The organism is Actibacterium sp. (assembly GCF_055134745.1).
In genome coordinates, this window is the sequence record NZ_JBSRVX010000011.1 from 1 (window position 1) to 9,919 (window position 9,919).

Below are 9,919 nucleotides of genomic sequence, written 5' to 3' on the forward strand. Positions count from 1 at the left end.
TCTATGTCGATGCCACCTGCCCGCTGGTCAGCAAGGTGCATATCGAGGCCGAGCGCCATTTTGAAAACGGGTTGCAGATGGTGATGATCGGCCATGCGGGGCACCCCGAAACCATCGGCACCATGGGCCAACTGCCGCCCGGCGAGGTGCTGCTGGTGGAAACCGCCGATGATGTGGCCGGATTGGTCGTGCGCGATCCTGAACGGCTGGCCTTCATCACCCAGACCACCCTGTCGGTCGATGATACCGCCGGTATCGTCGCGGCATTGCGGGCGCGCTTTCCCGCCATCATCGGCCCGCACAAGGAAGACATCTGTTACGCCACCACCAACCGGCAGGCCGCCGTCAAGGCGATCGCCCCCCGCGTGGACGCCATGCTGGTGATTGGCGCGCCCAATTCGTCGAATTCCCGCCGTCTGGTCGAGGTCGCATCCGCCAATGGCTGCAGCTATGCGCAACTGGTTCAGCGCGCGTCCGAGATCGACTGGCGCGCGCTGGACGGGATCGCGGCGCTGGGCCTGACCGCCGGTGCATCCGCCCCCGAAGTGCTGATCGACGAGGTCGTCGCAGCCTTCCGTGACCGATACGACGTCACCGTGGAACTGGTTGAAACCGCCACCGAAAACGTCGAATTCAAACTGCCCCGCGTGCTGCGCGAACCTGCCCATGGCTGATCTGATCGCCTATACCGACGGCGCCTGTTCCGGCAATCCCGGCCCCGGCGGCTGGGGCGTGGTGCTGCAGGCCAAGGAAGGCGCAGTCGTCATCAAGGAACGCACCCTGTCAGGCGGAGAGGCGCAGACCACCAACAACCGGATGGAGCTGATGGCGGCAATTTCCGCGCTGGAAAGCCTGAAACGGGCGACGCCGATCACCATCGTGACCGACAGCAACTATGTGAAGAACGGCGTGACCCAGTGGATTCACGGCTGGAAACGTAACGGCTGGCGCACCGCCGACAAGAAACCCGTCAAGAATGTCGAGTTGTGGCAGCGTCTGGATGCGGCCCAGGCCGACCATCAGGTGACCTGGAAATGGGTCAGGGGCCACAACGGCCATCCCGAAAACGAACGCGCCGATGAACTGGCCCGCGCGGGCATGGCACCGTTCAAGGCCGCGCGGGCATGACGCTGACCGGCGGTCTTGATCTGGCGGCGGTCTTTGTCTTCGCCCTGACCGGCGCACTGACGGCCAGCCGGGCGCAGCTTGATATCGTCGGCTTCATCTTCATCGCCTGCCTGACGGCGGTGGGCGGCGGCACACTGCGTGACCTCGTGCTGGGGCGCACGCCGGTCTTCTGGATCGCGGCGCCCGAATTCATCTATCTGGCCGCCTTCGCCGCCCTTGTCGTGTTCTTCACAGCCCATCTGCTGGAAAGCCGCTATCGCGCGATCCTGTGGCTGGATGCCTGCGCGCTGGCCGTGGCCGTTCCCGCCGGGGTCGGTGTCGCCGCCCATCTGGGCCAGCCCGCGCCGGTGCTGGTAATGATGGGCGTGGCCACGGGCTGTTTCGGCGGGCTGATGCGCGATGTCGTGTGCAACGAAGTGCCGCTGGTCCTCAAACAGGGCGAGCTTTACGTCACCGCCGCCTTTGCCGGGGCATCGGCCGCCGCCATTGCCATCTGGCAGGGCCTTACCCCCGATATCGCCCTGCTGATCTGCGCCGCCGTTACCCTGGCCCTTCGCGCCGGAAGCATGGCCTTCGGCTGGCGCCTGCCGGTCTACAAAAGCCGCCCGCCGCGAAGCTGAGGCAGCTATCGCCGTGCGATATAGGTGCGGTACAGCCAGATCAGCACCATCGCGCCGATGATCGCCCCGATGAAGCCCGCCGCCGCCCCCATCACGGCCAGCAACAGCCGCAGGATCAATCCGCCGATCAGCGCCCCCAGGATGCCGATGGCAATTGTCACGATGATATTCGCCTCGACCTTCATCATCCGGGTCGCGATGAACCCGGCAGCGGCCCCGATGATGACAAGAAACACGATCTGCATTGGCAAACTATGCACGCAGAAATCGGATTTGAAAATCCGTAACATCCGCGGATGACAGAATGACGCCCGGTCCTGTGCTTATTCTTGGCCTCAATACCCCGGGGAGCGCGAGGGGCTGGCCCCTCGCAGGCGCAACCTCAGCCAAGACAGTCAGGCATTTCAAATCCGCGCAAAAATTCGTCTGCCGGTACTGAACGCTTGCCTTCGCGCTGCACCTGCAACACCTCGACCGCACCCGAACCACAGGCAATCACAAGCCCGCCCAGAACCTGGCCTGGCGCACCCTTGCCCTTTGTCAGACGCGAGCGCAGCAGTTTCACGCGTTCGGCCCCGATCTCGCACCACGCCCCCGGAAACGGCGACAGGCCCCGGATCTGGCGATCGACGGTTTCGGCCGACTGCGTCCAATTCACCCGCGCCTCGGCTTTGTCGATCTTGGCGGCATAGGTCACGCCGTCCTGTGCTTGCGGCACGGGCACCAGATCGTCCAGCCGCGCCAGCGCCTGCACGATCAGCGCCGCCCCCATCGCCGACAGCCGGTCATGCAGATCGGCGGTGGTGTCTTCGGCGCCAATCGGCGTGGCCTGGCGCAGCAGCACCGGCCCGGTATCCAGCCCCGCCTCCATCTGCATGATGCAGATGCCGGTTTGCGCATCCCCCGCCATGATCGCGCGATGGATCGGGGCCGCCCCCCGCCAGCGCGGCAAAAGCGAGGCGTGGATGTTCAGACAACCGCGGCGCGGCGCGTCCAGAATGGCTTGCGGCAGGATCAGCCCATAGGCCACCACCACCGCCAGATCGGCGCGCAATGCGGCAAATTCCGCCTGCGCCTCGGCACCTTTCAGGCTGGCCGGATGGCGCACCGGCAGGCCCAGCGCCTGCGCGCGGTCCTGCACCGGGCTGGGGCGGTCCTTTTTGCCACGGCCAGCGGGTCGGGGCGGCTGGCAATAGACGCAGGCGATGTCATGCCCGGCATCGACCAGCGCCTGCAATACCGGCACGGAAAATTCGGGCGTTCCCATGAAGATGATCCGCATCACGCCCCCCGCAGCTTTTGCGCCCGTTTCAGCAGCCGGTCGCGTTTGAGTTTCGACAGATGGTCGAAATACATCCGCCCGTTCAGATGGTCGATCTGATGCTGCACCGAGGTGGCCCACAGATGCACGAAATCGCGGTCTTCAACCTCCCCGTTTTCGTTCAGAAAGCGCACTGTCACCGCGCGGGGCCGCGCGATGACGGCAGAAACGCCCGGCAGGTTGGGGCTGGCCTCTTCATGGTCGCACAACTGGGCCGAGGCGTGCAAAATCTGCGGGTTCGCCATCCGCACCGCCTGTCCGCGCGCGTCCGAACAGTCCACCACCGCCAGCCGCAGCATCACCCCGATCTGCGGCGCGCCCAGACCATAGCCGGGCATCGCCTCCATCGTGTCGATCATGTCGGTCCAGACCCCGCGGATATCATCGGTGATCGCCTCCACCGGGGCCGCCGCCGTCTGCAGCCGACGGTCGGGCCAGGGGATGCAGCGGCGCGCCGTCACCCGCGCGCCAGTTCGCGTTTCAGCTTGACCATCTTGCGGGTGATCATCTGGCGTTTCAGCGGCTTGAGGTAATCGATGAACAGCTTGCCGTTCAGATGGTCGATCTCGTGCTGCACGCAGGTGGCCCAGAGACCGGTAAAATGCTCTTCGCATTGCGCACCATTGCGGTCCAGCCAGCGCACGCGCACCTCGGCGGGGCGGTCAACCTCGGCATATTGTTCGGGGATCGACAGGCAGCCTTCGTCATAGGTGCTAAGGTCATCCGACGCCCACAGGATTTCGGGGTTGAACAGGGCCATCGGGCGTGGCGGCAGGTCGGGATCCTTGACGCAATCCATCACGATCACTCGCTGCAAGACACCGATCTGCGGCGCCGCCAGCCCGATGCCGGGCGCGTCATACATGGTTTGCAGCATATCATCGGCCAGTGCGCACAGATCATCGGTTACGGTCGTAACCGGTTTTGCCACCATTTTCAGGCGCGGGTCGGGATGGATCAGGATCTGGCGTATGGTCATGGCCCCGCATTTAGGACAAGCCACCGCAATTCGCAACGCCCGCGTTGGGGCTTGCACGGCCGCGCGTCTGCGCTAGCCTGTGCAAAATGCAAGGAGGCCTTATGGATTTCGACCGCATCATCGACCGCCGCGGCACGCTGGCCGCAAAATGGGACAAGATGGAGCAGAATTTCGGTGTATCGCCGGATGACGGGCTGGCGATGTGGGTGGCGGATATGGATTTCGCCTCGCCCACCTGTATCAAGGATGCGGTGCGCGCGCTGGCCGATCACGGGGTGTTTGGCTATCTGGGGGTCGAAACGCCTTATCATGACGCGATCTGCTGGTGGATGCGGCACAGGCACGATTGGCCCGTTCAGCCAGAGTGGATATTTACGACGCATGGCGTGGTGAACGGGGTCGCGCTGACCCTGCAAACCTTTACGCAACCCGGCGATGGCGTGATTCTGTTCACGCCGGTCTATCATGCCTTTGCCCGGATCATTGCTGCGGGCGGACGCCACGTGGTGGAATGCCCGCTGGTATTGCGCGATGACCGGTATGAAATGGATTTCGATGCCTATGACGCACAGATGACCGGCACCGAAAAGGCCGTGATCCTGTGTTCGCCCCACAATCCGGGCGGCAGGGTCTGGACCGGGGCGGAATTGCACGCGCTGGGCGCGTTCTGCAAACGCCATGACCTGATCCTGATATCGGATGAAATCCATCATGATCTTGTGATGCCCGGCCATGAACACCTGCCGATGCCGAAGGCGGACCCTTCGATCATCGACCGGCTGGTCATGCTGACGGCGCCGTCAAAAACCTTCAACATCGCCGGCAATCATACCGGCCAAGTAATCATCCCCGATCCCGCCCTGCGGACCCGCTTTGGCGCGACATTGTCCGCGCTTGGCATTTCGCCGAACATGTTCGGCGTTCACATGACCGCAGCCGCCTATAGCCGCGATGGTGCCGCCTGGCTGGATGCACTGATCCCCTATCTGGATGCGAACCGGGTGCTGTTCGATCAAGGCATGAAAGATATTCCCGGGCTGAAATCCATGCCGCTGCAAAGCACCTATCTGGCCTGGGTGGATTTCGCCGGCACCGGCATGGATGCCGCCGAGGTGAACCGCCGGCTGACCAGATGCGCGCGGATCGCCGCCAGCCCCGGCGCCAGCTTCGGTTCGGGCGGTGAAACCTTCATGCGGTTCAATCTGGGTATGCCGCGCGTTCATGTCGAACAGGCGGTTGATCGCATCAGAACCGCGTTCAAGGATCTTCAGTGACGCCTTGCGCGACCGGGCAGGTGCAGCCCGCCAAAAAATGGCAGCAAGGCAACAGGCGCCTTGTCATCGCGCACGAAATCCAGCGGTGCGCGGTCCAGCGCGGGCGTGCTGCGCTTGAATTCAAAACTGATTTCGCCGTTTTCTTCCAGTGATGCAACGATCAGCGCCTGATACAGATGCCGCGATCCGTCATAGATATCGACCAGACCGCGCAGATGCGGGGCATCGGCTGCATCCAGTGCAAAACCGCGCGACCAGAACCGTAACACCGGAAATACCTGATCGCCTGCATGCACGCGCAGGCGGTTTTTCTTGCGCAGCGCGGCTTGGCGAGCCTTTTCGATGCCTTCGCGGACTTCCAGCGGCAGATATTCGGACATGGCAGTGCCCCCCTCTGATCCCAAGCAAGGGGTCGAATCGGTTTTGGGTCAAGGAAACCCTACCCAAGCGCCGTTAATTCTTTCCATCGGTGCATCATTGCAGAGCTATTGCGCGTATTTTCGGGTTACGCTGAACAACACTCTGTCCTAGGTCGTTGGCATGACAATCGGAGGACATGATGGGACAGCTTGTAAACGGGCAATGGGATCCGTCCTGGTATGATACCAAGGCCAGCGGCGGAAAATTCGTCCGCTCGACCGCGGGGTTTCGCAACTGGATCACCGCCGATGGCACGCCGGGGCCCAGCGGCGCGGGTGGATTTGCCGCCGAAAGCGGGCGCTATCATCTGTTTGTGTCACATGCCTGCCCCTGGGCGCATCGCACCATGATCTTTCGCGCGCTGAAAGGTCTGGAAAGTCATATCAGCGTTTCGGTCGTGCATCCTGACATGCTGGAGGATGGCTGGACCTTTGCCGAGGATTTTCCCGGTGCCACCGGCGATACGTTGTTCGGCCTGCCCTTTCTGCGCGATATCTATACCCGCGCCAAACCTGATGTTTCAGGCCGCGTCACCGTGCCGGTATTGTGGGATAAACAGCGCAATACGATCGTATCGAATGAATCTTCTGAAATCATCCGCATGTTCAATTCGGCCTTTGACGGGCTGACAGGCGACATGCAGGATTTCTGGCCCGATGCGTTGCGCGACCAGATAGAGGGTTTCAACACCCGCATTTATGATACCGTCAATAACGGCGTCTACAAGGCAGGGTTTGCCACATCCCAGGCCCCTTATGACGATGCCGTATCCACCTTGTTCGATACGTTGGATTGGCTGGAGCAGCACCTGTCGGATAATCGCTTCTTGCTTGGCGACAAGTTGACCGAGGCCGACTGGCGCCTGTTCACCACGCTGGTGCGGTTCGATCTGGTCTATCACCTGCATTTCAAATGCAACCGGCGCCGAATTATCGATTATCCCAATCTTTGGGCCTATACGCGCGACCTGTATCAATGGCAGGGGGTGGCCGCGACAGTGCATTTCGCGCATTTCGTGCGGCATTACCACTATAGCCACGACATGATTAACCCCAATCGCATCATTCCCATCAACCCGGTGCTGGATTGGGCCGCACCGCATGGACGGGGCTAGCGCCGACGGCCAAAGCGGCCCTTGCCCCCCCTTCGCGCCGCCCTATGCTGTGCAATGTAACAGGGCGGAGGCAGGTATGCGTTGGACAGGAATTTTCATGGTGCTTGCGCTTGCCGCCGCGCCGGCCAAGGCGCAGGACTGTGGCGGGTCGTTCAACGGCTTTCTGGCGGGACTGGCGCAACAGGCCGTCAGCATGGGCCATTCCCGCAGCACGGTTGATCGCTTTTTGCAAACGGCCCGACTGGACCCTTCCGTTATCAAGGCCGATCGCGCGCAGGGTGTATTTCAGCTGGATTTCGTGACCTTTTCGCGCCGCGTGATCAGTCAGAATCGGATGGATAACGGGCTGCGCAACGCGCAAAAATGGGATGCGGTGTTTGACAGGATCGAACGCGACTACGGCGTCTCGCGCGGGGTCTTGCTGGCCTTCTGGGCGCTGGAAACCGATTACGGCGCGGTGCAGGGAAATTTCAACACGCTGAACGCCCTGATCACGCTGGCGCATGACTGCCGCCGCCCCGATCTGTTTCGCCCGCAGATTTTCGCAGCCCTGACATTGTATGAGCGTGGAGATTTCGACCCGGCCACCACCACCGGCGCCTGGGCGGGCGAGATCGGCATGGTGCAGATGCTGCCTGGCGATATTCTGAAGAACGGCACGGATGGCGATGGCGACGGCCATGTGCGGCTGAAGACATCTGCCCCGGACGCGCTGATGTCGGGGGCGCGGCTGCTGCATGATCTGGGCTGGCGTGCCGGAGAGCCATGGCTGCAAGAGGTGATCCTGCCCGCCGATCTGGACTGGTCCAAGACAGGGCTGAACCACAAGCAAAGCGTGGCCGACTGGGCACGGGCCGGTGTGAAGCCGCGCGCCGGATCACTGGGGGCGGGCGGGCTGCCGGCCAGCATCCTGCTGCCGATGGGGCGAAAGGGGCCGGCTTTCATCGCCTATCCCAATTTCGACGTCTATTTCGAATGGAATCAAAGTTTTGTCTATGTGACCACCGCCGCCTATTTTGCAACCCGCCTTTCGGGCGCACCGGTCTTTGACGCGGGCAATCCCGAACCGGGGTTGAGCGGGGCCGAGATGAAGGCCTTGCAACAAAAGCTGGTTGCACGCGGGCATGATGTGGGCGGTGTGGACGGAATTCTGGGCGAAAAGACCCGAGAAGCGGTTCAGTCCGAACAGGTTCGGCTGGGCTTGCCCGCCGATGCCTGGCCGACCCGGGCGTTGCTGGAGCGCCTGTAAGATTGTCGCGGCGCAAGGGCGCGCCCGACGATGCGGAGGGCCAGCCCCCCGCACCCCCCGGAGTATTTTTCCAAGGTGATTGGGACAAATGGATTACTGGCAGATCGGGGTCCGGAAACGTTCCACATCAGCCGTATTGGGCGTCGGTGACCTGTTCCATCCAGGTGACGGGTGAGCCGTTCAACTTTTCCTGGATGGCGATATGGGTCATGCCGGTGGTGCGGGTGGCGCCGTGCCAATGTTTTTCACCGGGCGCAAACCAGATGACATCACCTGGGCGGATTTCTTCGATTGGCCCGCCGTCACGCTGGGCCCAGCCGCATCCCGCAGTCACGATCAGGGTCTGCCCCAGCGGATGGGTGTGCCAGGCAGTACGCGCGCCAGGTTCGAACGTGACACTTGCGGCGGCGACACGGGCCGGATCGGGCGCGCTGATCAACGGATCAACCCGCACGGCACCTGTGAAATAGTCCTTTGGGCCGACGCCCGATGGTTCAGAACCGCATCTTTTGATTTGGGGTCTATATACATAACTAGCCAAATACCTCTTGACCACATCGGCTGTTTTGGCTAGTTTAATCTCAACAAGAGAGATTAGGCCCATGACTGATACACTTAGCACATTCGAATTCTTCCAGAAATTCCCAAATGAGGAAGCTGCACGGAATTTCTTTGAGACACGTCGCTGGGCTGGTGAAGCTTCATGCGGCCACTGTGGTTCGGTTGATGTGTCCGAGTGTAAAGATCACAAGCCAATGGCTTACCGCTGCAAATCTTGCCGTAAGCATTTCAGCGTTCGCACTGGTACAGTGCTGGCAGAAAGCCGTTTGCCCCTGCTTAAGTGGTTGCTGGCCATCTACATGCTAACAAGCGCCCGTAAGGGCATCCCTAGCACTCAGATGGCCCGCGAATTGGGCGTTACGCAGAAAACCGCATGGTTTCTTGCCCAGCGTATCCGCGAAACTTGGATGAATAGCCACGGCAACGACAAGATGGACGGTCAGGTTCAGGTTGATGAAACCTACGTGGGCGGCAAAGAAAAGAACAAACGCGCTGACAAGAAGCTTCACGCGGGTCGCGGTGCAGTTGGCAAGACCGCCGTTGTAGGTATGCGCGACGAGAGCGGCGCAGTTCGTGCCACACCCATCAAGCGCACCAATGCGGCCACGCTGGTTGGCTTCGTGCAAGATAATGCCCCAGAAGGCGGCACAGTCGTTACTGACGAGTTCCGCGCCTACAATGGTCTTGGTGCTTTGGGCTACACTCACAAGACGGTTCGTCACTCCGCTGGCGAGTACGTCCGCGACATGGCCCACACAAACGGCATCGAAAGCTTCTGGTCGCTGCTTAAGCGCGGCTACATCGGTGTTTACCACTACATGAGCGACGATCACCTGCACCGCTATATCAACGAATTCTCATTCCGCCACAACACAGCCCACGTTGGCACTGTGAACTTCATCAACATGACGATTGACCGCATGGTTGATAAGCGTCTGACCTACAAGGATTTGATCAATGGCTAAGAAGCCCGAAAATATCGACCCAATTGAGGGATCATTCAGCGATGTAGTCGACGCAATGGTCAATCAGTCGGCTAAGGCATCTGACGCTGAAATGTTGATTGCCACGCACTTAGGAATCCTGCCTATCGGTGGGTTACAACTTGAGTGTTATGTTCTTGAGGATGGTCGCCGTGTTTTTCACAAGCGCGGCATGGCGAAAGCGCTTGGTCTAAAGTCAGAGGGGGGCAACGCCTTCATGAAGACGCTTAGTCGGAAGGGGCTAGGATCCGAACTGGACGAAAACCTATG

At 61.2% G+C, this 9,919-nt stretch carries 14 protein-coding genes; 8 read left to right on the plus strand and 6 right to left on the minus strand.

From position 1 onward, the window contains the following. The 3 genes from ispH to ACTCHC_RS02200 all read left to right on the plus strand — a co-directional run. The coding region (gene ispH, locus ACTCHC_RS02190) for a 4-hydroxy-3-methylbut-2-enyl diphosphate reductase (protein ID WP_463020813.1) at nt 1-674 on the plus strand (674 nt) is incomplete at its 5' end. Then, nucleotides 667-1,128: a ribonuclease HI gene (rnhA, locus tag ACTCHC_RS02195; protein ID WP_463020814.1), complete on the plus strand. Its 462-nt coding sequence runs from the start codon at nt 667-669 to the stop codon at nt 1,126-1,128. The genes ispH and rnhA, both read left to right, overlap by 8 nt. Beyond that, nucleotides 1,125-1,748, plus strand: coding sequence for a trimeric intracellular cation channel family protein (locus ACTCHC_RS02200; protein WP_463020815.1), 624 nt, complete (start codon nt 1,125-1,127; stop codon nt 1,746-1,748). Before rnhA ends, ACTCHC_RS02200 begins: the two co-directional genes overlap by 4 nt. Nucleotides 1,749-1,753: 5 nt before the next feature. Here the strand turns inward: ACTCHC_RS02200 and ACTCHC_RS02205 are convergent, their stop codons facing one another. From ACTCHC_RS02205 to def (ACTCHC_RS02220), 4 genes are all read right to left on the minus strand, one after another. Continuing rightward, the gene (locus ACTCHC_RS02205; RefSeq protein ID WP_463020816.1) at nt 1,754-1,993 is read right to left on the minus strand and encodes a GlsB/YeaQ/YmgE family stress response membrane protein; all 240 of its coding nucleotides are present in this window, start codon (nt 1,991-1,993) and stop codon (nt 1,754-1,756) included. 137 nt (nt 1,994-2,130) lie between these two features. Beyond that, nucleotides 2,131-3,030 (minus strand): methionyl-tRNA formyltransferase, encoded by a 900-nt coding sequence (gene fmt / locus ACTCHC_RS02210; RefSeq protein ID WP_463020817.1) that lies wholly within the window; start codon nt 3,028-3,030, stop codon nt 2,131-2,133. After that, a complete protein-coding gene (def, locus tag ACTCHC_RS02215; RefSeq protein ID WP_463020818.1) occupies nt 3,030-3,530 on the minus strand; it encodes a peptide deformylase in 501 nt (166 codons plus the stop codon). Before def (ACTCHC_RS02215) ends, fmt begins: the two co-directional genes overlap by 1 nt. Then, the gene (gene def / locus ACTCHC_RS02220; protein WP_463020819.1) at nt 3,527-4,048 is read right to left on the minus strand and encodes a peptide deformylase; all 522 of its coding nucleotides are present in this window, start codon (nt 4,046-4,048) and stop codon (nt 3,527-3,529) included. Before def (ACTCHC_RS02220) ends, def (ACTCHC_RS02215) begins: the two co-directional genes overlap by 4 nt. Before the next feature lie 101 nt (nt 4,049-4,149). Here def (ACTCHC_RS02220) and ACTCHC_RS02225 point away from each other — a divergent pair, with 101 nt between their 5' ends. Then, nucleotides 4,150-5,322: a MalY/PatB family protein gene (locus ACTCHC_RS02225; RefSeq protein WP_463020820.1), complete on the plus strand. Its 1,173-nt coding sequence runs from the start codon at nt 4,150-4,152 to the stop codon at nt 5,320-5,322. Here the strand turns inward: ACTCHC_RS02225 and ACTCHC_RS02230 are convergent. Beyond that, nucleotides 5,316-5,702 (minus strand): hypothetical protein, encoded by a 387-nt coding sequence (locus ACTCHC_RS02230; protein ID WP_463020821.1) that lies wholly within the window; start codon nt 5,700-5,702, stop codon nt 5,316-5,318. The genes ACTCHC_RS02225 and ACTCHC_RS02230 overlap by 7 nt on opposite strands. Nucleotides 5,703-5,881: 179 nt before the next feature. On the opposite strand from ACTCHC_RS02230, the gene ACTCHC_RS02235 reads away from it, so the two are divergent. Together ACTCHC_RS02235 and ACTCHC_RS02240 are read left to right on the plus strand one after the other, a co-directional pair. Beyond that, nucleotides 5,882-6,856, plus strand: coding sequence for a glutathione S-transferase family protein (locus tag ACTCHC_RS02235; protein ID WP_463020822.1), 975 nt, complete (start codon nt 5,882-5,884; stop codon nt 6,854-6,856). Nucleotides 6,857-6,932: 76 nt separating this feature from the next. Then, on the plus strand, nt 6,933-8,105 hold the full coding sequence (locus ACTCHC_RS02240) for a lytic murein transglycosylase (protein WP_463020823.1): 1,173 nt from the start codon (nt 6,933-6,935) through the stop codon (nt 8,103-8,105). A 127-nt stretch (nt 8,106-8,232) separates the two neighbouring features. On the opposite strand, the gene ACTCHC_RS02245 is transcribed toward ACTCHC_RS02240, so the two are convergent. Continuing rightward, nucleotides 8,233-8,661 (minus strand): (R)-mandelonitrile lyase, encoded by a 429-nt coding sequence (locus tag ACTCHC_RS02245; protein WP_463020826.1) that lies wholly within the window; start codon nt 8,659-8,661, stop codon nt 8,233-8,235. A 46-nt stretch (nt 8,662-8,707) separates the two neighbouring features. Here ACTCHC_RS02245 and ACTCHC_RS02250 point away from each other — a divergent pair, with 46 nt between their 5' ends. Both ACTCHC_RS02250 and ACTCHC_RS02255 read left to right on the plus strand, forming a co-directional pair. Next, the gene (locus ACTCHC_RS02250; RefSeq protein ID WP_463020824.1) at nt 8,708-9,631 is read left to right on the plus strand and encodes an IS1595 family transposase; all 924 of its coding nucleotides are present in this window, start codon (nt 8,708-8,710) and stop codon (nt 9,629-9,631) included. Then, the coding region (locus ACTCHC_RS02255) for a hypothetical protein (protein ID WP_463020825.1) at nt 9,624-9,919 on the plus strand (296 nt) is incomplete at its 3' end. The genes ACTCHC_RS02250 and ACTCHC_RS02255, both read left to right, overlap by 8 nt.